Annotated in this window: 27 protein-coding genes; 10 read left to right on the top strand and 17 right to left on the bottom strand. The window is 66.8% G+C overall.

Going from position 1 to position 18,554, the window contains the following annotated elements; translation table 11 throughout:
- Positions 1–23 precede the first annotated feature (23 nt).
- Together ACIQCS_RS06605 and ACIQCS_RS06610 are read left to right on the top strand one after the other, a co-directional pair.
- On the top strand, positions 24–560 hold the full coding sequence (locus ACIQCS_RS06605; RefSeq protein ID WP_345851240.1) for a J domain-containing protein: 537 nt from the start codon (positions 24–26) through the stop codon (positions 558–560).
- Positions 557–862: a (2Fe-2S) ferredoxin domain-containing protein gene (locus ACIQCS_RS06610; protein ID WP_345851241.1), complete on the top strand. Its 306-nt coding sequence runs from the start codon at positions 557–559 to the stop codon at positions 860–862. Before ACIQCS_RS06605 ends, ACIQCS_RS06610 begins: the two co-directional genes overlap by 4 nt.
- 131 nt (positions 863–993) lie before the next feature.
- Here ACIQCS_RS06610 and ACIQCS_RS06615 read toward each other — a convergent pair whose 3' ends face one another.
- From ACIQCS_RS06615 to ACIQCS_RS06665, 11 genes are all read right to left on the bottom strand, one after another.
- On the bottom strand, positions 994–1,401 hold the full coding sequence (locus ACIQCS_RS06615) for a SufE family protein (RefSeq protein WP_345851242.1): 408 nt from the start codon (positions 1,399–1,401) through the stop codon (positions 994–996).
- A 24-nt stretch (positions 1,402–1,425) separates the two neighbouring features.
- Positions 1,426–1,611, bottom strand: coding sequence for a hypothetical protein (locus ACIQCS_RS06620; protein WP_345852087.1), 186 nt, complete (start codon positions 1,609–1,611; stop codon positions 1,426–1,428).
- A gap of 86 nt (positions 1,612–1,697) precedes the next feature.
- Positions 1,698–1,970, bottom strand: coding sequence for a hypothetical protein (locus ACIQCS_RS06625; RefSeq protein ID WP_345851244.1), 273 nt, complete (start codon positions 1,968–1,970; stop codon positions 1,698–1,700).
- Positions 1,971–2,002: 32 nt separating this feature from the next.
- Positions 2,003–2,128 carry a hypothetical protein gene (locus ACIQCS_RS06630; protein WP_256924105.1) on the bottom strand — a complete coding sequence of 42 codons (126 nt, stop codon included), beginning with the start codon at positions 2,126–2,128 and terminating at the stop codon, positions 2,003–2,005.
- 49 nt (positions 2,129–2,177) lie between these two features.
- Positions 2,178–2,444: a hypothetical protein gene (locus ACIQCS_RS06635; protein ID WP_345852089.1), complete on the bottom strand. Its 267-nt coding sequence runs from the start codon at positions 2,442–2,444 to the stop codon at positions 2,178–2,180.
- A 16-nt stretch (positions 2,445–2,460) separates the two neighbouring features.
- A complete protein-coding gene (locus ACIQCS_RS06640; protein ID WP_345851248.1) occupies positions 2,461–2,781 on the bottom strand; it encodes a hypothetical protein in 321 nt (106 codons plus the stop codon).
- A 25-nt stretch (positions 2,782–2,806) separates the two neighbouring features.
- Positions 2,807–3,115 carry a hypothetical protein gene (locus ACIQCS_RS06645; RefSeq protein ID WP_401530377.1) on the bottom strand — a complete coding sequence of 103 codons (309 nt, stop codon included), beginning with the start codon at positions 3,113–3,115 and terminating at the stop codon, positions 2,807–2,809.
- 33 nt (positions 3,116–3,148) lie between these two features.
- Positions 3,149–3,523: an envelope stress response membrane protein PspC gene (gene pspC / locus ACIQCS_RS06650; RefSeq protein WP_280278597.1), complete on the bottom strand. Its 375-nt coding sequence runs from the start codon at positions 3,521–3,523 to the stop codon at positions 3,149–3,151.
- A gap of 1 nt (position 3,524) precedes the next feature.
- Entirely contained in the window at positions 3,525–3,797 is a 273-nt protein-coding gene (pspB, locus tag ACIQCS_RS06655) for an envelope stress response membrane protein PspB (protein WP_280278598.1), read from the bottom strand.
- A 3-nt stretch (positions 3,798–3,800) separates the two neighbouring features.
- The gene (gene pspA / locus ACIQCS_RS06660; RefSeq protein WP_280278599.1) at positions 3,801–4,469 is read right to left on the bottom strand and encodes a phage shock protein PspA; all 669 of its coding nucleotides are present in this window, start codon (positions 4,467–4,469) and stop codon (positions 3,801–3,803) included.
- 113 nt (positions 4,470–4,582) lie between these two features.
- Positions 4,583–4,891, bottom strand: a complete 309-nt coding sequence (locus tag ACIQCS_RS06665) for a hypothetical protein (RefSeq protein WP_401530380.1) — start codon at positions 4,889–4,891, stop codon at positions 4,583–4,585.
- Here ACIQCS_RS06665 and pspF point away from each other — a divergent pair.
- The 4 genes from pspF (at position 4,869) to ACIQCS_RS06685 (ending at position 7,651) form a co-directional block, all read left to right on the top strand.
- Positions 4,869–5,909, top strand: coding sequence for a phage shock protein operon transcriptional activator (gene pspF / locus ACIQCS_RS06670; RefSeq protein ID WP_345851250.1), 1,041 nt, complete (start codon positions 4,869–4,871; stop codon positions 5,907–5,909). The genes ACIQCS_RS06665 and pspF overlap by 23 nt on opposite strands.
- A gap of 298 nt (positions 5,910–6,207) precedes the next feature.
- Positions 6,208–6,831 (top strand): superoxide dismutase, encoded by a 624-nt coding sequence (locus ACIQCS_RS06675; RefSeq protein ID WP_280278601.1) that lies wholly within the window; start codon positions 6,208–6,210, stop codon positions 6,829–6,831.
- Positions 6,832–6,941: 110 nt separating this feature from the next.
- Positions 6,942–7,232: a hypothetical protein gene (locus ACIQCS_RS06680; RefSeq protein ID WP_345851251.1), complete on the top strand. Its 291-nt coding sequence runs from the start codon at positions 6,942–6,944 to the stop codon at positions 7,230–7,232.
- 71 nt (positions 7,233–7,303) lie between these two features.
- Positions 7,304–7,651 carry a hypothetical protein gene (locus tag ACIQCS_RS06685; RefSeq protein ID WP_345851252.1) on the top strand — a complete coding sequence of 116 codons (348 nt, stop codon included), beginning with the start codon at positions 7,304–7,306 and terminating at the stop codon, positions 7,649–7,651.
- 62 nt (positions 7,652–7,713) lie between these two features.
- Here ACIQCS_RS06685 and ACIQCS_RS06690 read toward each other — a convergent pair whose 3' ends face one another.
- From ACIQCS_RS06690 to mtaB, 4 genes are read right to left on the bottom strand one after another with little or no spacing between them, the layout of a single operon-like run.
- Positions 7,714–9,459, bottom strand: a complete 1,746-nt coding sequence (locus ACIQCS_RS06690; protein ID WP_345851253.1) for a chloride channel protein — start codon at positions 9,457–9,459, stop codon at positions 7,714–7,716.
- Positions 9,460–9,468: 9 nt separating this feature from the next.
- On the bottom strand, positions 9,469–10,083 hold the full coding sequence (locus tag ACIQCS_RS06695; protein WP_345851254.1) for a septation protein IspZ: 615 nt from the start codon (positions 10,081–10,083) through the stop codon (positions 9,469–9,471).
- Positions 10,076–11,011, bottom strand: a complete 936-nt coding sequence (gene ftsY / locus ACIQCS_RS06700) for a signal recognition particle-docking protein FtsY (protein ID WP_345851255.1) — start codon at positions 11,009–11,011, stop codon at positions 10,076–10,078. Before ftsY ends, ACIQCS_RS06695 begins: the two co-directional genes overlap by 8 nt.
- Positions 11,008–12,225, bottom strand: coding sequence for a tRNA (N(6)-L-threonylcarbamoyladenosine(37)-C(2))-methylthiotransferase MtaB (mtaB, locus tag ACIQCS_RS06705; protein ID WP_345851256.1), 1,218 nt, complete (start codon positions 12,223–12,225; stop codon positions 11,008–11,010). Before mtaB ends, ftsY begins: the two co-directional genes overlap by 4 nt.
- Here mtaB and ACIQCS_RS06710 point away from each other — a divergent pair, their 5' ends adjacent.
- Positions 12,226–12,801 carry a DUF924 family protein gene (locus ACIQCS_RS06710; RefSeq protein ID WP_345851257.1) on the top strand — a complete coding sequence of 192 codons (576 nt, stop codon included), beginning with the start codon at positions 12,226–12,228 and terminating at the stop codon, positions 12,799–12,801.
- Here the strand turns inward: ACIQCS_RS06710 and ACIQCS_RS06715 are convergent.
- Positions 12,776–13,714 (bottom strand): hypothetical protein, encoded by a 939-nt coding sequence (locus tag ACIQCS_RS06715; RefSeq protein WP_345851258.1) that lies wholly within the window; start codon positions 13,712–13,714, stop codon positions 12,776–12,778. The two genes, ACIQCS_RS06710 and ACIQCS_RS06715, sit on opposite strands and share 26 nt — an antisense overlap.
- A gap of 281 nt (positions 13,715–13,995) precedes the next feature.
- Between ACIQCS_RS06715 and ACIQCS_RS06720 the strand changes: the two genes are divergently transcribed.
- Positions 13,996–14,436, top strand: coding sequence for a VapA/VapB family virulence-associated protein (locus ACIQCS_RS06720; protein WP_345851259.1), 441 nt, complete (start codon positions 13,996–13,998; stop codon positions 14,434–14,436).
- A 51-nt stretch (positions 14,437–14,487) separates the two neighbouring features.
- Here the strand turns inward: ACIQCS_RS06720 and ACIQCS_RS06725 are convergent, their stop codons facing one another.
- Positions 14,488–16,119, bottom strand: a complete 1,632-nt coding sequence (locus ACIQCS_RS06725) for an EAL domain-containing protein (RefSeq protein WP_345851260.1) — start codon at positions 16,117–16,119, stop codon at positions 14,488–14,490.
- Between the two features lie 300 nt (positions 16,120–16,419).
- On the opposite strand from ACIQCS_RS06725, the gene ffh reads away from it, so the two are divergent.
- Both ffh and rpsP read left to right on the top strand, forming a co-directional pair.
- Positions 16,420–17,922: a signal recognition particle protein gene (ffh, locus tag ACIQCS_RS06730; protein WP_345851261.1), complete on the top strand. Its 1,503-nt coding sequence runs from the start codon at positions 16,420–16,422 to the stop codon at positions 17,920–17,922.
- Between the two features lie 89 nt (positions 17,923–18,011).
- Positions 18,012–18,554, top strand: coding sequence for a 30S ribosomal protein S16 (rpsP, locus tag ACIQCS_RS06735; RefSeq protein ID WP_345851262.1), 543 nt, complete (start codon positions 18,012–18,014; stop codon positions 18,552–18,554).

An 18,554-nucleotide genomic window follows, 5' to 3' on the forward strand; every position in this document is an offset into this window, starting at 1 on the left:
GAACGAGGGGCTATCTGGGCGGCATGGCAAGGCAGACGCGATCGACCGACTGGGGATTCCCGCGCTGGCGCGCGTACGGCGCCGAGCGGGAAGCCGTGCAGGTGCGCATGTGCGATCGCCATGGTTGCGACCAGCCGGGCGATCGGCCCGCGCCCAAATCGCCCAACAGCCGCGAGCGCTGGTATTTCTGCGAGGCGCACGCCGCCGAGTATAACCGCAACTGGGATTATTTCGCCGGCCTGACCGCGGAAGAGGCGGCCAAGCGCGAGGCGGACGAGCGACGCGACGCGTCGGGCTTCGCCGAGGCGAAGTATAATGGCTGGGCGGGCCCGGGCGACGGCAGCCGCTCGCGCGACGAGATGCGCGCGCTCGAGGTGCTCGAGCTCGAGGTCGATGCCGATTTCGAGGCGGTGCGTGGTGCCTGGCGCCGGCTCGCCAAGGTGAACCACCCCGATGTGAAGCCGGGTGACGCCGAGGCGGCCCAGCGCTTCCAGGCGATCCAGGCGGCCTATGACGTGCTCAAGGCGGCCGAGGAACGGCGGACGTGGAAGGGCGATTGAAGCACCGCGTCCCCGCCAACTGGGGGCAAACGATCCTGGTCTGCGCGAAATGCTCGAAGAAGCTGAAGGGCGGCTTCGGGCCCAAGGGGCGTACGCCGCTCGCCAAGGCGCTGCGCAAGCATCTCGGCCTGAGGAAGGGCCGCAAGGCCGAGGCGGGGATCGTCGAGGTGAAGTGCATGGGCGTCTGCCCGCGCGGCGCGGTGACGGTGGTCGATGCCGGCGGCCCGAGGGAGTGGCTGCTCGTGCCGAAGGGCACGGATCTGGACCTGGTGGCCGGGGAACTGGGGCTGGGGCGGGGCTGACCATTGGCATTCCCCGCCCTGGAAGGGAGGGGTTAGGGGGATGTACGCGATATGGTGAGATCCGGGCGATCGGTTGCCGTACGTCCGGCCTTGACCCACCCCCGGCCCCTCCCTGTCCAGGGAGGGGAGTTTCAGCCCGCGTAACGCTGCGCCGTCTCGCGCACCAAGGCGATCATGTTGGGGATGCCCTGGGTCCGGTTGGAGCTGAGCTGGTTGCGGAGATCGAACGGCGCGAGCGCGGCTTCGATATCGGTCGCCAATATTTCCGCCGGGGCCTGGTCCTGCACCGTCAGCAGCACCAGCGCGATGATGCCCTTGGTGATCGCCGCGTTCGAATCGGCGAGGAAATGGAGCCGGCCGTCGTCGCGCCGGGTGGGATAGACCCAGACCGCGGCTGAACAGCCGCGGACCAGGGTGGCGTCGGTCTTGAGCACGTCGGGCATTGCTTCCAGCCCGCGGCCCAGATCGATCAGCAGGCGATAGCGGTCATCGGCTTCGAGGAACGCATATTCTTCTGCCAAGTCGTCGAGGCTGGTCATGCCCCGCCGCTAGCCGGGTGGACCTCAGAGGTCCACCCCGGCCGCGATTGCTTCGAGCTTGCGGATGCGCTCCTTGAGATCGGCGATCTCGATCCGCGATGCCGCGGTAGGCATCGCGGGCACCGTTTCCGGCGCATGATGGGCATCGAGCTCCTGCTGCTTCAGGGCCAGCCAGCCGCGCCAGCCCGAAAGGCCTGCCGCAACGATCATGCCCAGCCCGGCAAGGCCGGAAAGGGCGAGGGTGAGATAGAGAGTTGGATCCTGGGTCACGTCATGCCTCCGTTGGTCTGACGCATTCAGTTCTTGTCGCGCAGCGATTCGATCTCGCGGTCGAGACGAAGGCTGCCTTCGGTGTCGGTGATCACGCGTTCGAGGACCTGGACGCGCTCCTTGAGAGCCCGGATCTCGTCGCGGAGCCGGGCATTCTCGGCGGCGGAGCTGTCCGTGGCGGCGCTGCCGCGATGGACCTCGTTGCCGTCCTTGTCGTTGCCGATGCCGTAGCGCGCCTTGATGACGCTGCCGATCGTGACGATCACGACGATTGCGACAATCATTTCGGCCCACTGCATTTCCACTACTCCTTCAGACGCGCTGCGTGGGATCAGTTCTGCTGGGCGGCCCGGGCGAGCCGCTCGGCGCGGCGGACGGGGCGGTCCCGCTTTTCGGCGAGGACAATAGCTCCCCCGCACAGTGCCGTCAGCACTGCGAACACTATGATGGCAATCATGTCGGACTTTCCTCTTACTGGCGGCGCGCGGTGCGCCGCGTGGGAACTCTCAGTTCAGCGGCGGGACATCCCGCAGCTTCTCGATTTCGTCGGAGAGGTCGATGCCCTTGTCGGTCACGATCCGCTCCAGCACCCGGACGCGCTGTTCGAGCCGTTCGGTCTGCGCCGCATATTGGGCGGCCTTTTCGGCGACCATCTGCGCCTCGAGCTCCAGCTTGCGCTGCTGCAGCGCGATCCAGGGCTTGATGAACACACCACCCAGGATCGCCAGCAGGCCGCAGGAGATGCCCAGGATCGGGATGAGCAGGGGGACCATCGACATCTGAACCTCCTCAGTTATGCGGGCCGCGCAGCTGCTCGATCTCGCGGTCGAGCATGTGCGCGCCGTCGGTCACGATCCGCTCGACATTGGCGAGCCGGTCCTTGATCGCGCCCAGTTCGGCACGGAGCTGGGCATTTTCCTGGCTCAGGAGCTTGATCCGCTCCATCGCCTCGTCGCTGTTCTGCGGGTAGATCGCCTGGCCCCACGAACCGTCGAGCGGATAGCCATGCTTCACGCGCATCCAGGTGGTGAGCACCCAGCCAAGGATCCCCGCGATGCCGACGATGGTGATCGCCGGGGCGAAGGCGGTGAAGAGTTGAACCTTTTCCATCTTTTTTCTCTCCTTGGGCCGTTGCTCAGCGCAGGCTGTCGATTTCGCGGGCCACGCGCTCGGCGGGGTCGGTGGCGATCCGTTCCAGGACCGCGATCCGCTCCTCCAGCCGGCTGATCTGGCCGGTCAGCCGCTCATTCTCCGAGGCGAGCAGCGCGATCTTGCGGTCTGCTTCCAGGTCTCCGGCCTGGCCCCGGAAGCTGCGGCGGCCGCGGCGGCCATCTTCATCCTCGATCGGGTAGCCATGCTTGGCGCGGACCCAGGTCTGGAAGGCCCGGGATGCCATCACCGCAGCGACGATCAGCACCGGTACGAGCCAACTCAACTCCCTCATCTCTTCCTCCTGTTGACTTACCTGGCGATGGGCTCAGCGCAGGCTGTCGATCTCGTCGGCGAGCCGGGTGTTGCGGCTCGTATAGTACATCTCGATATCGGCCAGGCGGCGGTCGATGTCGCGGAACTTCGAGCGGACCTCGGCGGTCGAGCGGCTCGGGTTGCTGCGCACGCCCTGCCAGAACTTGGCTTCCTCGGGCCCCTGGTAGAGCCCATTGGGCTTGGCCGGGGCCAGCCAGGCGATCAGCAGATAGGCGACCAGGCCCATCGGGAAGGTGCTGAAGGTGACCAGCACCATGCCGAGGCGAAGCCAGAGCACGTCGATGCCCGTATAGTCCGCCAGGCCCGAACAGACGCCCAGCCACTTGCCATTGGCCTTGTCGAGATAGAATCTGGTGCGGCTCGACATCTCAGTTCCTCCGGGAAATATCATAGGGGCTCTGTTCGGAGCGAACGTCGCGGACAGGGCGGAAATCGGGGTTGTCGGCGGCGATGATCCGCTCGATCGTGAGCAGGCGCTCCTCGAGCTGGCGGGCAGTGTAGTGCAGCTCGTCCAGCAGCTTCTCGTCCTCGTTGGTGATCGTGCCCGACTGCTTCCACTTGGTGATGTAGTGCATGATCACCCAGGGGAGGCCGATGAAGAGCATCCCGACGATGACGATGGGAAGGAAGACGTCTTCCATCGCTTATTCTCCCTTGCCGAGGCGCTTCTTCAGGGCTTCGAGCTCGGCATCCACCTTCTCCGACGAGCGGAGTTCGGCGATTTCCTCGTCGAGCGTCTTCGGTGCGGCGCCCAGCCCGGCGGCATCGGCGCGGCCCTCGGCCAGGTCGACCCGGCGTTCCAGCACGTCGAAGCGCGAGAAGGCGTCCTGCATGCGGCTGCCATTGGTCATCTCGCGCAGGCGCACCCGGTTGTTGGCGCTCTCCATGCGAGTGACGATCGAGTTCTGGCGGGCGCGAGCCTCGCGCAGCTTGGTCTGGAGCTTGTTGATGTCCTCCTCCGAAGCGCGCAGCGCCTCGTCGAGCACCGAGATCTCCTCCGAAAGCTGCTCGCACATGTCGGCGGCCTTCTGCTTCTCGACCAGCGCGGCCTTGGCCAGATCCTCGCGGCCCTTCGAGAGCGCCAGCTCCGCCTTCTCGGTCCAGCTCTCCTGGAGCTTCTCGAGCTTGGCGATGTGGCGGCGCATCTCCTTCTGGTCCGCGATGGTGCGGGCCGCGGAAGCGCGGACCTCGACCAGGGTTTCCTCCATCTCGAGGATGATCATGCGGACCATCTTCGCCGGATCCTCCGCCTTGTCGAGCAGATCGGTGACGTTGGCGGCGATGATGTCACGGGTTCGCGAGAAGATACCCATTTCGTCGTTACTCCTTCGTTTCTGTTTCCTGCCGGGAGGGGCCTAGGGGGTGACCCCTCCCGTCAGGTTTCCGCTCGCGAGGGGCTGCGAGCGGGAGACCCTTGTCGTTTCGTTCAGGCCATCACCGGACCGACCGTGCCGGCCATGATGACCAGGCTGGCGGCTACCGAAAGAGCCACCGAGAAGAAGGCGTTGCGGTAGTAGGCGGCGTTGGCGGTCATGTTCCTGTTCCTTGAACCTTGGCGTTTTTCCTGGCCCGTCAGCGGGCTTGTCCAAAGCTTTGCAGGGGGCGTGCCAATTTGTGAAAACCGCAGAAATCCGCCATTTTTGCCATTCATTTGGCGTTCAGGTGCGGGATTGCACTTGCCAAGTGTTGGGAAAATACACCAAGGATTTGGCATGGAGCGCATAACCCAGGTCATCGGCCAGTCCTCGGCATTTCTCGACGCGCTGGAACGCGCCAGCCGCGCCGCGGCGCTCGATCGCCCGGTGCTGGTGATCGGCGAGCGCGGCACCGGCAAGGAACTGGTCGCCGAGCGCCTTCACCGCCTGTCCCCGCGCTGGGACCAGCCGCTCGTCACGATGAACTGCGCGGCGCTGCCGGAGACCCTGATCGAGGCCGAGCTGTTCGGCCATGAGGCGGGGGCCTTCACGGGTGCGACCAAGGCGCGGGTGGGGCGGTTCGAGGAGGCGCATCGCGGCACGCTGTTCCTGGACGAGCTCGGCACGCTGTCGATGGGCGCGCAGGAAAGGCTGCTGCGCGCAGTGGAATATGGTGAGATCACGCGGATCGGCTCGTCGCGGCCGGTGCAGGTCGATGTCCGCATCGTCGCGGCGACCAACGAGCATCTGCCCGAGCGCGTGGAGAAGGGCAGCTTCCGTGCCGATCTGCTCGACCGGCTGAGCTTCGAAGTGGTGACGCTGCCGCCGCTCCGGCATCGCGGCGGCGATGTCGAGGTGCTGGCGGAATTCTATGGCCGGCGCATGGCATCCGAGATCGGCTGGGTGGACTGGCCCGGCTGGGGCCCGCACGCGCTCGATATTCTCACGCACTATGACTGGCCGGGCAATGTCCGCGAGCTGCGCAACGTCGTCGAGCGCGCGGTCTATCGCTGGGAGCAGGATGGGCCGATCGACGCGATCGAGATCGATCCCTTCCAGTCGCCCTGGCGCATGCGCCCGATGCAGGGCAGCGCCTCGTCCGCACCGGCGCCCGCGCCGGCCGGCCCCGCGCATATCGTGCTCGAAGAACAGCCTGCGATCGTCGCGGGGGCGGCCGACTTCAAGGGCCGGGTAGCGCGCTTCGAGAAGGAGCTGCTCCAGCGTGCGCTCGCCGACCACCGCTTCAACCAGCGTGCCACGGCGGAGGCGCTGGGGCTGACCTACGACCAGCTTCGCCATGCGCTGAAGCGGCATGAGCTGCTCCAGGTGGGGGGCTGACGGCTCTCTCGCGCTGCCCTGTTCCTCATCCCCGTTTTGCCTTCTCATCATCCCCGCCTGCGCGGGGATGATGGGGTTCGGCGCGGCGGCTCGTCAGAGGAAACAAGTCCAGCAAAATCAAGCTAATGATTAGCGTTTGCAACAGTAATTCCGCCAATCGCCCGCGATCGGAATTTTCATTTGCGCGACGCAACGATTTTTCCGCGACAGCGGCGAATTTTGCGCGCTAGGGGAGGGACCGCATCGCCCGGCGGTTCGTTGGCCGGGTGAACCCCCTGGTGACCTTGGAGAGACCCGCATGGCTTTCGAACTTCCCCCGCTTCCGTTCGACAAGGACGCGCTGGCGCCGCACATGTCGGCGGAGACGCTCGAGTTCCATCACGGCAAGCATCACAAGGCCTATGTCGACAAGACCAACGGCTTCATCGCAGAGAAGGGCCTGGAGGGCCGCAAGCTCAGCGAAGTGATCGCGCATGCCAAGGCTACGGGCGACAAGGGCCTGTTCAACAACTCCGCGCAGATCTGGAACCATAGCTTCTTCTGGCAGGGCCTGACCGGCGAGAAGACTGCGCCGAGCGGCAAGCTCGCCGAGCTGATCGATGCGCAATACGGCTCGACCGACGAGCTGGTGAAGAAGCTGATCGCGGAATCGACCAACCATTTCTCGAACGGCTGGGGCTGGCTGGTGCTCGACGGCGACGCGCTCAAGGTCACCTCGCTGCACGACGCCGACACGCCGGTGGTCTATGAGGGCATGAAGCCGCTGCTCACGATCGACGTGTGGGAGCACGCCTATTACATCGACTATCGCAACCTGCGTCCGAAGTATCTCGAGACGATCACCGCGAACATCATCAACTGGGACTTCGTGTCGCAGAATCTCGACGGCGCCGGCGTGAGCCGCGCGGATCAGGACAGCTGATCCTTCGCGAACATCGATTTAGGGAAGGGGCGTCCGAGCGATCGGGCGCCCCTTTTCCGTTCCGCGCACTGTTCTTGCCGTCACCTACCGTGAGGTAGTATCCGTTATCCATGCTCAATCTCGATAGAGAACAGCCTGCAGGGCAGATTTTTGGTCGCCAACAGCATTGGTCCTGTGGCCGTGCCAAGGTGCTGGTCAGTTTCAGTGATGACGAGGATCGCTGCGCGGTATTCATATCCAATGCTCCGGATGGCTCGGGAGAGGGGCTGCTCTTCACGGAATTGGGGCTTTCAGAACGGCCAGGTTTTACGCTCGAACCGTCCATCGACTGTTTCGCCATAGGTTGCCCGGTCAACGCGCTTGATGATCTGCTGTCGAGGCTGGCAGCGCGACTGGCCTGAGGCTCGCATTCAGCGCCCATTCAACCAACGAGCCCGACCCTCCCGCCAACACTGCTTTGGGGAAAGTCGTGATGCGCCGCTATCTGATCCCGATACCCCTGCTCATCGCCGCCGCGCCGGCTTCCGCCCAGATCTGGGGCGGGCCGACCATGCAGGGGCCCTCGGGCAGCTCGATGGGCCATGACCGGAGCGCCGCCGAGACGGCGAGGATCCGCAGCGACATCCGGGACGGCCGTGACAGCGGGCAGTTGACTCGCCGCCAGGCGAAGCAGCTCAAGCGCGAAGCCTTTCAGATCGACACGCTGGAAGCGCGCTACGCCGCCGGCGGGCTGAGCCCCGCCGAGGAAGCCGAACTGTTCGCCCGGCGCGAGGCGCTGCGCAACGACGTTATCGCCAAGCGGACCGGCGCGCGAAAGTAATCCGTCCGCCGTTCTTCGTCATCCCCGCGAAGGCGGGGATGACGGATAGAGAGTGAAGCGCCTCAAGTCTCGCCGTACAGTTCGCGCTGCGAGCGCTCCAGCTCTTCTGCATAGCGGCGGCGGGCATGCCGCTCGGTGATCAGGCCGAGGACCCGGCCATCGGGGGTGACCACCGCCAGATCGTCCGCGGCGACGCGGTCGAACATTTCCAGCACCTCCCCGATCCCCAGCTCGGGTACGAGCCTGGCCTGGGACAGTTTCCCCAGCGTGCCGATCTCCGCCACCGGCTCGACATCGGGCGACCAGGCCGCGGCCGTCTCGACGATGCCGGCATAATGGCCCTTCCCGTCGAGCAGCACGACGCGCGTGGTCGATCCCAGCGGAAAGCGTTCCCGGAACGCCGAGACGCTGGCGTCTGCGGCGAGCTGGGGCACGTCGCGGCGCATCATCTGCCCGGCGGTGAGCGCGCGCATCCAGCCGACGTCGCGGCCGCTGCGCAACGTCTCTCCCCGCAGATGCAGCCGCCAGGTGGAGAAGCTGTAGCCGAAGGTCTCGCGCGCCACGGTGGAGGAGATCAGGGTGGCGGCGACGGCGACGCCGGTGATGCTGAAGTCGTGCGTCACTTCCAGCACCAGCAGCGACATGGTGAGCGGGCCGCCGACCACCGCCACGGCGAGCCCGGCCATGCCGACCACGGTGGCGTCGTCGGGGGCGAGGATGTGGAGTCCGGGGATCTGCGCCAGCACCACCTGGTAGAGCCGCCCGACCAGCGAGCCGAGGAACAGCGAGGCGAAGAACAGGCCGCCGCGAAAGCCGAAGCCGAGCGACACCGCCGAGGCGAGCATCTTGAGCAGGATCGTCAGCGCCAGCCCGGCGATGGTGACTTCCGCCATCAGGTTGAGATTGAGCGCGCCGTGGCCGCCCGAAAGCGTCTGGTGCGAGAGCAGGCCGAGCGGCACCAGCAGCAGCCCGCCGGCCAGCGGCGCCCAGTGCGCGGGCAAGGGCGAGCGATGCACCGCGCGCTCGACCAGCGAGACCAGCCGCATCAAGGCGATGCCCAGTCCCGCGCAGAGCAAGCCGAGGATCGCATAAAGCATGTAATCGGCCGTGCCGATCGGGTGCATGCCGCCGGCCGCGATCACATAGGGCGTCATGCCCATCGCGCGGGCCAGCACCGCGGCGGCGAGCGCGGCGAGCATCACCGGGGCGACGGTGGCGGTGCTATAGGCGCCGAGCACCACTTCGAAGGCGTAGAAGGCGCCGGCGAGCGGGGCGCCGAATGCGGCGCTGACCGCCGCGCCCGCGCCGGCGGCCATCAGCGTGCGCAGGTCGCTCCGCCGGAGCTTGATCCGCTGCCCGAGCAGCGATGCCAGGCCGCCGCCGGCCTGGGCATAGGCCGCCTCGAGCCCCACCGAGGCGCCGAAGCTGTTGGAGAGCAGGGTGGTGCCGACCACCATGGCGGTGTCGCGCGCGGGGATGCGGCCGCCGTGCAGCGCATTGGCCTCGACAATGTCGACCGCCTGGCGCCGGCGCAGGCACCATAGGGCCAGGCCGAGCAGCGCGCCGCCGATGGGCAGGGCGATCAGCCGCCAGGGCGCGATCGCCTCCGCGGCGCTCAGATGCTCACCCTGCGCCAGCCCGAACAGCAGCCGCTGGGTGCCCCGCGCGATCTGGCCGAGCGCGATCGCGCAGAGGCCGGCGCCGAGCCCGACGAGCAGCGCCAGCGCCAGGAACCACAGGGCGTTGGAGCGGATCTGCCGGCGCAGCCAATTGGCCGCGCGGACTGTGCGATAGCGCGCCTGCGACACCGCGCCTGCTCACTCCTGGGGCGGGACGGGCGCGTCCTCGGGCTTCTCCAGCTGCAGTCCGTGCTTGAGCAGCAGCGGGATGTTGAGCATCGCGAACGCCAGCGTGACCGGGATCATCACCCAGGTCTTGAAGAGCACCCACTGGTCCCAGGTGACGAGCTGGCGAACCACCTCGTTGGCGACCGCGGCGGCAACGAAGAACAGCGCCCAGTTGATCGTCAGCAGCCGCCAGCCCTTGGCCGAGAGGCCCGGATAGGCCTGTTCGAGCAGCATCTGGAGCAGGGGCTTGTCGGCGATCACGCCGTAACCGAGCACGATCGCGAACATCGCATAGATGATCGTCGGCTTGATCTGGATGAAGGTCTGGTCGTGGAAATAGAGCGTCAGGCCGCCGAACAGGAGCACGAAGGCCGCGGTGATCCACAGCATGGGCGAGACGTGGCGAGTCTTCCACCAGCTCAGCGCGATCGCCGCGGCCATCGCGACCATGAACGCCACGGTCGCGGCGAACACGCGCGCGAGCACCGGCCCCTGGGCCAGCGAATTGACCAGGAAGAACACCGCGAGCGGGCCATAGTCGATCAGCATCCGCACGCCGGGCGTGGCGGCCTTCTTCTCAGCCATTGGTAAGCTCCTCCACGCCCGCAATGATGCGCGCGACTTCCTGCGCGTTGAACGGACGCAGATCGTCCACCTTCTCGCCCACGCCGATCGCATGGATCGGCAGGCCGTATTTCTCCGCCGCCGCGACGAGCACGCCGCCGCGCGCGGTGCCGTCGAGCTTGGTCATGACGAGGCCGGTCACGCCGGCGACTTCCTTGAACACTTCGATCTGGTTCAGGGCGTTCTGGCCGGTGGTCGCGTCGAGCACCAGCACCACGTCGTGCGGCGCCGCCGGATTGAGCCGGCCGAGCACGCGGCGGATCTTGGCCAGCTCGTCCATCAGCTCGCGCTTGTTCTGGAGGCGCCCGGCGGTGTCGACGATCAGCACGTCGGTGCCGATCTCCGTGGCCTTCTTCACGGCCTCGAACACGATGCCGGCGGCGTCGCCGCCCTCGGCGCCGGAGACGATCGGCACGCCGATCCGCTCGGCCCAGGTCCGCAACTGGCCGATCGCGGCGGCGCGGAAGGTGTCGCCGGCGGCGAGCATCACCGAATAATCCTGCTCCATCAGCAGGTTGGCGAGCTTGGCGATCGTCGTGGTCTTGCCCGAGCCGTTGACGCCGATGACGAGGATCACCTGCGGGCGGGGAAAGGCCTCGATCTCCAGCTTCTTGGCCACCGGCTCGAGCACCCTGGCGACTTCCTCGGCCACCACCAGCCGGATGCCGAGCTCTTCCATGTTGCGCTCGAACTGGCCCTCGGCGAGCCGCTGGCGCACGCGCGCGGCGGTGGTCGGGCCAAGGTCGGAAGCGATCAACGCCTCCTCGATCTCGTCGAGCGTCGCGTCGTCGAGCCGGGCCAGGCCCAGGCCGGCAAGGTTGCCGATCAGCCGGTCGGACGTCTTGCGGAAGCCGCCGAGAAGGCGCTCGTGCCAGCTGGGGCCGCTCATGCGATCAGCTTCCCGTCCCGGACGTCCACGATCTTAACGCTCACAATCTCTCCGACTTGGCTTGGGGCGAGGCGAACCTCGGCGAAATTGCCGGCATGGCCCCGGTCGCCGGGGCGCTCTACCAGCACTTGCTGGGTGCTGCCTACCAGGCTTCGCAGCCAGGCGCCCCGCGTGCCGGCCGCAGCGGCGCGCAGGCGCGCGGCGCGGGCCTTCACCACTTCGGGCTCGACCTGCGGCATCTTCGCGGCGGGGGTGCCGGCACGGGGGCTGTAGGGGAAGATATGGGCATGGACGATGCCGCATTCCGCGATCAGCGCCAGCGTGTTCTCGAACATCGCCTCGCTCTCGGTCGGGAAGCCGGCGATCAGGTCGGCGCCGATCGCGATCTCGGGGCGTGCCGCGCGCAGCCGCTCGACCAGCGCAACCGACTGGGCGCGACCGTGCCGGCGCTTCATGCGCTTCAGGACCATGTCATCCCCTGCCTGGAGCGAGAGGTGGACGTGCGGCATCAGGCGCGGCTCCCCGGTGAGCAGGTCGAACAGCCGGTCGTCCACCTCGATCCCGTCTAGCGAGGAAAGCCTGAGCCGCCGAAGCTCCGGCACATGCGCCAATATGCGCTCGACCAGCTGGCCGAGGCTCGGCGCGCCGGGCAGGTCGGGGCCATAGCTGGTCAGGTCCACGCCGGTCAGCACCACTTCGGCATGGCTTTCGGCGAGCTGGGCGACGCGGTCGATCACCGCGCCCGCGGGCACCGAGCGGCTGTTGCCGCGGCCATAGGGGATCGCGCAGAAGGTACAGCGATGGTCGCAGCCATTCTGCACCTCCACGAATGCGCGGGCGTGCGTGGAGAAGCTGGCGGCGAGATGCGGCGCCGTCTCGCGCACGGCCATGATGTCCTGCACCACCACCGGCTCGGGCGACAGCCAGGCATCGGGCCGCAGCTTCTCGGCATTGCCGATCACCCGGTCCACCTCGGGCATCGCCGCGAACGCTTGCGGGTCGATCTGCGCCGCGCAGCCGGTCACCACCAGCTCGGCGCCTGGCCGCTCGCGGCGCGCGCGGCGGATCGCCTGGCGGGTCTGCTTGACGGCTTCGTTGGTCACCGCGCAACTGTTGATCACGATCGTGTCACGATCGGACAGCAGAGTACGGATCGTCTCGCTCTCCGCGAGGTTGAGCCGGCAACCCAGACTGATGACGTGAGGGGATGACATTTGGCCGGTGATCTAGGCGCAGCTACACGCGATGTCCACGCGAGGACCCGCGAAATACTGGGCTTCTGGTTCGCGCTCACGCCCGAGCAGCATTTCGTCAAGTCGGCGAAGCTCGATGCGGAGATCAAGTCGCGCTTCGGGCAGCTGCGCGACGTGGTGCTGGGCTCGGGCGCCGAGGGCTGGCGCGACGATCCCGAGACCGTGCTCGCGGCGATCATCCTGCTCGACCAGTTCAGCCGCAACATCCATCGCGACAGTGCGGAGGCCTATGCCGCCGATCCGCTCGCATTGGAGCTCGCCCTTCAGGGGATCGAGTTGCGCTGGGACGAGGCAATGGCGGCGCAAGAGCGCCAGTTCTTCTATCTGCCGCTCGAACATGCCGAGGATCCGGCGATGCAGAAGCTGAGCGTGGAGAAATTTGCCTCGCTCGGCGATGCGTACATCCTCGATTTCGCCGTGAAGCATGCCGAGGTGATCGTAAAGTTTGGACGTTTTCCCAGCCGGAATGCCGCGCTGGGGCGTGAATCGACATCGGAGGAAAGGGAGTTCCTCAGCCGGGATGGGGCGGGGTGGTGATCCTGGCCAGGGCAATGCCGCTATGGTGCTGGAAATAGCCCAGGAACGAAGCCATGAAGGCCAGGAACGCACAAGTCATGCGCGATGAGAGCATGATGCAGCTGCCGCTGCGCGGCGGCAGCTCGAGCAGGCCGAGTTCATAGCCGGCTTCCAGCATGCGGATCAGGTTCGAGCGCGAGCCGCCGAACTGCTTGGCCGTGGCGCGCATGTTGAGCGCGACCGGTTCGATGCGGACGCGGTTGTCGGGCTGCATCGCGCGCAGCACCAGGTGCTCCATCATCAGCCACCCGCCGTCCGACGACGCGAAATGGAAGACCTCCGGAAAGGGCCCGAGCGGGTCCCAGCCGGCGATCAGCCCTTCGGCGCCGCTGGTGCGCATGTGCCGGCCGAGTTCCGGGTGGCGGGCGCGCAGGCCCGTCAGCGCACCCTGGGGCACGGCCGCGTCGATCGCGGCGAAGATCTGGTCGTTCCACTCCTCGACGATCGCCATGAAGCGCGGCGTGGGTTCGAGATGCACCACCCGGGAATCGATCGGGGAGCGCGCCGCCACCAGATATCCGCCAAGCTTCATGATGTTGAGAAAGGCATGGACCCGCCCCGGGCTGGCCAGGTCCAGCCTGGCGCAGCTCCGCTGCAGGTTGGTGATGGTCAATCCCGTTCGCGGATCGCGCGCATCGCGGGTATCGTGCAGGTAGAGCAGGATCACCAGGATCTGAAAGCGCCAGACTTCGGTCACGACCCGATTGAGGATCAGGTTGTGCGCGAAAAAGGGTTGCATCACGTTCTCGTGGCGGCGGACTCCGTCCAGAAAGGCCGGATGATCGCGAAAGGCGGCGATCCGCGTCCATTCCTCGGGCGAAGTGCGGCTGGCGAACAGCGCATCATGCGCGCGGATGTCGAGATGTTCCGCCATGCTCCCGGCACCCGCCCCGCAAATCCCCAGCCGGGACGGATCGCGCCCCCGACCGTCCGGCAACCCCCGATGAAGATACGATAGCTACAAATTTGGGCCGGCGGAAAGGCAAATCCCTTCAAAATTGGTCCAAAATATCTCGCCGATTACCGGTTAGGAAATCGCGGTGCGGCGCGGCCAATCACCCAACAGCTGAAATTTGATCCAGCAGTTTTTGCCGGGGCGCATGATGTGCGTTGATTTCAATTGTTTAATTCTCAAATTGAATAGGGATGAATGCAATGACGGAACGTAAGGATGCTGAAGCCTTTGTTGCGACGCATGGCGAGGGTATTTCGAAACCCGAGGCCGCTGCCGCGATCGAGTTCCTCACCGGGCATGAGAACCGGTACTATGTCGAGGTCATCGTTGCGGGCATTGGTGGCTATCTGAAGGTCACCGTCAACATGAGGGTGGATGGCAAGGACTGGTTCTTCGAGGGAAATGCCGGGGCGACCAGCCTGATCTCGTTGGGGAAATATTGGGGGCATTGCTACACGAAGGACGTGGCGAAGCTGCTGAAGACCTCGGCGGGGTTCAACGTCAACGCAGTCGCCGTCCTCATCGGCGGCTATGTGAATGTGAATTTCTTCGACGGAAACAGCCAATTCCTCGGCCATCTGCACGGGGGCGGGCTGTCGAATCTGGTCTGCACCGGCGGTGGCACCGGGTCCTGGAGGTAGTCTGCCGGGAACGGACGGGCGGCCGCTTCCCGCGGCCGCTCGTTTCACTCCTCAGCCCGCGAGCCGCCGATCGTCCGCCGGCGGCTCGGGCGTCGTGGGCGAGGCACCGCCGGTCAGGATCAGCCGGCGCTCGGCGAGCAGGCGGCGCGCCCCGGCCACCGACAACGGCTTGCCATAGTGCCAGCCCTGCGCCTTGGCGCAGCCGGCGGCGCGCAGCCGTTCCTCGATCGCGCCGTCCTCCACGCCTTCGGCGGTGATCGGCAGGTTGAGGCTCTCGCCCAGGCTGACGATCGCGTTGACGATCGCGGCCGAGTCGGCGCTGGTGTTGAGCGACATGACGAAGCTCTTGTCGATCTTGATCCGGTCGAAGGGCAAGGCGCGCAGATGCGCCAGCGACGAATAGCCGGTGCCGAAATCGTCGAGCGCCAGCCGGGCGCCCTGGTTCTTCAGGCTGCCGACGATCGACTGGGCCAGCGCCAGATTGTCGAACAGCGAGCTTTCGGTGATCTCCACCTCGAGCCGGCTTGCCGGGAAGCCGGTCTCGGCCAGCACCTTGATGATCTTCTGCGCCAGCCAGGCGTCGCGCAGCTGCCAGGGCGAGATGTTGATCGACAGCGTGAGCGCGGGGTCCCAGTCGCGCGCGGCGAGGAAGGCCTGGCGCATGATCGAGAGCGAGAGATCGGCGATCATGCCGGTCTCCTCCGCGATCGGAATGAACAGCTCGGGAGAAATCAGCCCGCGCGTGGGATGCTCCCAGCGCGCCAGCACCTCGAAACCGTGCAGCCGGTTGGTGGTCAGATCCACCTGCTGCTCGAAATAGGGAACGATCTCGCCGCGCGGGATCGCGGTGCGCAGCCCGCTCTCCAGCTCGTTGCGGATCTGGAGCTCGCGCTCCATCGAATGATCGAACCAGGCATAGCGGTTGCGGCCCGATTTCTTGGCCGCGTACATCGCGATGTCGGCCGAGCGCATCAGCGCGTCGATGCTCGCGCAGTCGAAGTCCGAGCGCGCGATGCCGAGCGAGCAGGAGATGTGCAGGCGCAGGCCCTCCGCCTCGAAGGGCTGGGCCATGCGGCTGACGAGCCGCTCGGCGATGCGCTCCACCACCATGGGCTCGCTGGGATCGAACAGGAAGCCGCAGGCGAACTCGTCGCCGCCCAGCCGCGCGGTGAGCGCGATCGGCGGCATGACATGCGCGATCTCGGCAGCGACGGCACGCAGCAGCGCATCGCCCACGGCATGGCCGTGCATGTCGTTGATCGTCTTGAAATGATCGAGGTCGAGCATGATCATCGCCATGGCCTTGCGGCGGCGCTGGGCCCGGACGAACATCGCCGCGCCTTCCTCGGCAAGGCTGCGGCGGTTGTAGAAGCCGGTCAGCGGATCGCGATTCGCCAGCTGCTGGGCGCGTTCCTCGGCAGCGGCGCGGACCTGCACCTCGTGGCTCAGCTCCGAATGCCGGCGCCAGCCGAACAGGATCAGCGCGACGTTGAGCAGCAATGCGATGACGAGCGTGCGGTCGGCCGGAGCGCCGCCTTCGAAATAATATTGCAGCGTCTTGGAGAGCACGGCGCTGCCGGTGCCGATGAAGAGCAGAATCGCGGCAACGCTGATCGCGCCCGACAGCAGGGCCGGGCGCGGGGCGCTTCGCGATAAGGCTTGTTCTTCGTGGTCCAGCGACATGCCGGGAACGATCCCCCAACTACAATCGGGTCCGTTTCTCATGCACTCGGTATAGAACGGGTTAAGCCGGCGACATGCTCGCGCAATATTTCGCGCTATCGTCATGCGCTCCCGCTGGCGGGGCTCGCCCGGAATCAGCCGGCTTGCCTCTCGTGCCCCGATGGGGTAGGGGCCGCCGCGACCGTTCTCTTCGAACGCGAGACATTTGCCGCCCCAAGGGGTGACGCTGGCCGACGAGGTTTCGTCCGCCGGCGTGTTTTGCGTTTGGCGAGTTATGGCCGGATTTGGAGTTTTGGGTCGATGTTCGAAAGTCTGAGCGAACGGCTGGGTGGCGTATTCGAGCGCCTGCGCGGTCGTGGCGCGCTGACCGAAGCCGATGTCCGCACCGCCATGCGCGAAGTGCGGATCGCCCTGCTGGAGGCCGATGTCGCGCTTCCGGTGGCGCGCGACTTCGTCGAGAAGGTGACCGAGAAGGCCATCGGCCACGAGGTGCTGCGCTCGGTCACGCCGGGCCAGCAGGTGGTGAAGATCGTCCACGACGCGCTCGTGGACATGCTGGGCCCGGACACGGCCGAGCTTGCGATCGACGTGACGCCGCCGGCCGTGATCATGCTCGTCGGCCTCCAGGGCTCGGGCAAGACGACCACCACCGCCAAGCTGTCCAGGCTGCTCAAGAGCCAGGGCAAGAAGGTGATGATGGCGTCGCTGGACGTGAACCGTCCGGCTGCGCAGGAGCAGCTCGCGGTGCTCGGCACCCAGACCGAGGTGCAGACGCTGCCGATCGTCGCCGGCCAGCAGCCGGTGGAGATTGCCAGGCGCGCGCTGAGCGCGGCCAAGCTCCAGGGCTATGACGTCCTGATGCTCGACACCGCCGGCCGCCTGCACGTCGACCAGGCGCTGATGGACGAGATGAAGGCCGTCGCGGACATCGCCCGGCCGAACGAGATCCTGCTCGTCGTCGACTCGCTCACCGGCCAGGACGCGGTGAACGTCGCGACCAGCTTCTCCGAACAGGTGCCGCTCACCGGCGTGATCCTCACCCGGATGGACGGCGATGCCCGTGGCGGCGCGGCGCTGTCGATGCGCGCGGTCACCGGCAAGCCGATCAAGTTCGCCGGCATGGGCGAAAAGCTCGACGCGCTCGAGCCCTTCCATCCCAAGCGCGTCGCCGGCCGCATTCTCGGCATGGGCGACGTCGTGTCGCTGGTCGAGAAGGCGGCGGCCGCGATCCAGGAGGAAGACGCCGAGAAGATGGCGGCGCGGCTGGCCAAGGGCCAGTTCGACATGAACGACCTGCGCGGCCAGCTTGCCCAGATGCGCCGCATGGGCGGGCTGGGCGCGCTTGCCGGCATGATGCCGGGGATGAAGAAGGCACAGGCGGCGGTCGACCAGGTCGGCGGCGACAAGGTGCTGATCCGCATGGACGCGATGATCACCTCGATGACGCCCAAGGAGCGCGCCAAGCCCGACCTGATCAACGCCAAGCGCAAGATCCGCATCGCCAAGGGCTCGGGGACGACCGTGCAGGACGTCAACAAGCTGCTGAAGATGCATCTCGAGATGCAGACCGCGATGAAGCGGCTCAAGAAGATGGGCGGGCTCAAGGGCCTGATGGGCATGCTCGGCAAGGGCGGCCCCGGTGGCGGCATGGGCGGCGTCGGCAACGCGCTGGGCGGTGCCGGGCTGGGCGACATGATGGGCAAGCTGGACGGTCCCGGCGGCGCGGGCGGGCTTCCCGGCCTGGGCGGCCCCGGCGCGCCCCAGCTTCCGCCCGGTTTCGAGAATTTTTTGAAGAAGAAGTGATTACCCCGCCCAGCCGTCAGGCGGCGGGGCAACAACCAGACCAGACCCGGTGATCGCCGGGCTGACGAATACGAAGAAGGAAGATTGTAATGGCTATTTCCCTGCGTCTGTCGCGCGGCGGCTCGAAGAAGCGTCCGTATTACCGCATCGTCGTTGCCGATGCCCGCTCGCCCCGCGACGGCAAGTTCATCGAGAAGATCGGCACCTACAACCCGCTGCTCGCCAAGGACGATGCCAAGCGCGTCGTGCTCGACAATGAGCGCGCCACCTACTGGCTGGGCGTCGGCGCGCAGCCGACCGACCGCGTCGCCCGCTTCCTCGACGCCGCCGGCCTCAAGGAGCGCACCGCCAAGAACAACCCGAACAAGGGCAAGCCGGGCGAGAAGGCCGTCGAGCGCGCCGAGGAGCGTGCCGAGAAGCTGAAGGCCGCCGAGGAAGCCGCTGCCGAGGCGAAGGCCGAGGCCGCCGCCGCGCCGGCTCCGGCCGCCGAGGAAGTTCCGGCCGAGGGCTCGAACGAGGAAACCGAGGCCGTGATGGCCGCCGAAGTCGAAGCGGCGACCGAAGAGCCGACGGCGGAAGCCGAGCAGGTCGCCGAGGCGACCGCCGAAGAGACCCCGCCGGCCGAGGCGTAA

Source organism: Sphingomonas sp. NPDC092440, from assembly GCF_044754985.1.
Lineage (GTDB): Bacteria > Pseudomonadota > Alphaproteobacteria > Sphingomonadales > Sphingomonadaceae > Sphingomonas.

What these genes read in the sequence shown, in the direction of transcription:
- ACIQCS_RS06675 (WP_280278601.1), top strand. Translation starts at nt 6,208, where the DNA reads ATGGCTTTCGAACTTCCCCCGCTTCCGTTCGACAAGGACGCGCTGGCG.
- ACIQCS_RS06620 (WP_345852087.1), bottom strand. Translation starts at nt 1,611, where the DNA reads ATGATCGTTGCGGCAGGCCTTTCGGGCTGGCGCGGCTGGCTGGCCCTG.
- ACIQCS_RS06680 (WP_345851251.1), top strand. Translation starts at nt 6,942, where the DNA reads ATGCTCAATCTCGATAGAGAACAGCCTGCAGGGCAGATTTTTGGTCGC.
- pspB (WP_280278598.1), bottom strand. Translation starts at nt 3,797, where the DNA reads ATGGAAGACGTCTTCCTTCCCATCGTCATCGTCGGGATGCTCTTCATC.
- ACIQCS_RS06630 (WP_256924105.1), bottom strand. Translation starts at nt 2,128, where the DNA reads ATGATTGCCATCATAGTGTTCGCAGTGCTGACGGCACTGTGCGGGGGA.
- ACIQCS_RS06665 (WP_401530380.1), bottom strand. Translation starts at nt 4,891, where the DNA reads ATGACCTGGGTTATGCGCTCCATGCCAAATCCTTGGTGTATTTTCCCA.
- ACIQCS_RS06635 (WP_345852089.1), bottom strand. Translation starts at nt 2,444, where the DNA reads ATGGTCCCCCTGCTCATCCCGATCCTGGGCATCTCCTGCGGCCTGCTG.
- ACIQCS_RS06715 (WP_345851258.1), bottom strand. Translation starts at nt 13,714, where the DNA reads ATGGCGGAACATCTCGACATCCGCGCGCATGATGCGCTGTTCGCCAGC.
- ACIQCS_RS06695 (WP_345851254.1), bottom strand. Translation starts at nt 10,083, where the DNA reads ATGGCTGAGAAGAAGGCCGCCACGCCCGGCGTGCGGATGCTGATCGAC.
- ftsY (WP_345851255.1), bottom strand. Translation starts at nt 11,011, where the DNA reads ATGAGCGGCCCCAGCTGGCACGAGCGCCTTCTCGGCGGCTTCCGCAAG.
- ACIQCS_RS06625 (WP_345851244.1), bottom strand. Translation starts at nt 1,970, where the DNA reads ATGCAGTGGGCCGAAATGATTGTCGCAATCGTCGTGATCGTCACGATC.
- ACIQCS_RS06725 (WP_345851260.1), bottom strand. Translation starts at nt 16,119, where the DNA reads ATGTCGCTGGACCACGAAGAACAAGCCTTATCGCGAAGCGCCCCGCGC.
- ACIQCS_RS06645 (WP_401530377.1), bottom strand. Translation starts at nt 3,115, where the DNA reads ATGAGGGAGTTGAGTTGGCTCGTACCGGTGCTGATCGTCGCTGCGGTG.
- pspA (WP_280278599.1), bottom strand. Translation starts at nt 4,469, where the DNA reads ATGGGTATCTTCTCGCGAACCCGTGACATCATCGCCGCCAACGTCACC.
- ACIQCS_RS06720 (WP_345851259.1), top strand. Translation starts at nt 13,996, where the DNA reads ATGACGGAACGTAAGGATGCTGAAGCCTTTGTTGCGACGCATGGCGAG.
- rpsP (WP_345851262.1), top strand. Translation starts at nt 18,012, where the DNA reads ATGGCTATTTCCCTGCGTCTGTCGCGCGGCGGCTCGAAGAAGCGTCCG.
- pspC (WP_280278597.1), bottom strand. Translation starts at nt 3,523, where the DNA reads ATGTCGAGCCGCACCAGATTCTATCTCGACAAGGCCAATGGCAAGTGG.
- pspF (WP_345851250.1), top strand. Translation starts at nt 4,869, where the DNA reads ATGGAGCGCATAACCCAGGTCATCGGCCAGTCCTCGGCATTTCTCGAC.
- ffh (WP_345851261.1), top strand. Translation starts at nt 16,420, where the DNA reads ATGTTCGAAAGTCTGAGCGAACGGCTGGGTGGCGTATTCGAGCGCCTG.
- mtaB (WP_345851256.1), bottom strand. Translation starts at nt 12,225, where the DNA reads ATGTCATCCCCTCACGTCATCAGTCTGGGTTGCCGGCTCAACCTCGCG.
- ACIQCS_RS06615 (WP_345851242.1), bottom strand. Translation starts at nt 1,401, where the DNA reads ATGACCAGCCTCGACGACTTGGCAGAAGAATATGCGTTCCTCGAAGCC.
- ACIQCS_RS06685 (WP_345851252.1), top strand. Translation starts at nt 7,304, where the DNA reads ATGCGCCGCTATCTGATCCCGATACCCCTGCTCATCGCCGCCGCGCCG.
- ACIQCS_RS06640 (WP_345851248.1), bottom strand. Translation starts at nt 2,781, where the DNA reads ATGGAAAAGGTTCAACTCTTCACCGCCTTCGCCCCGGCGATCACCATC.
- ACIQCS_RS06605 (WP_345851240.1), top strand. Translation starts at nt 24, where the DNA reads ATGGCAAGGCAGACGCGATCGACCGACTGGGGATTCCCGCGCTGGCGC.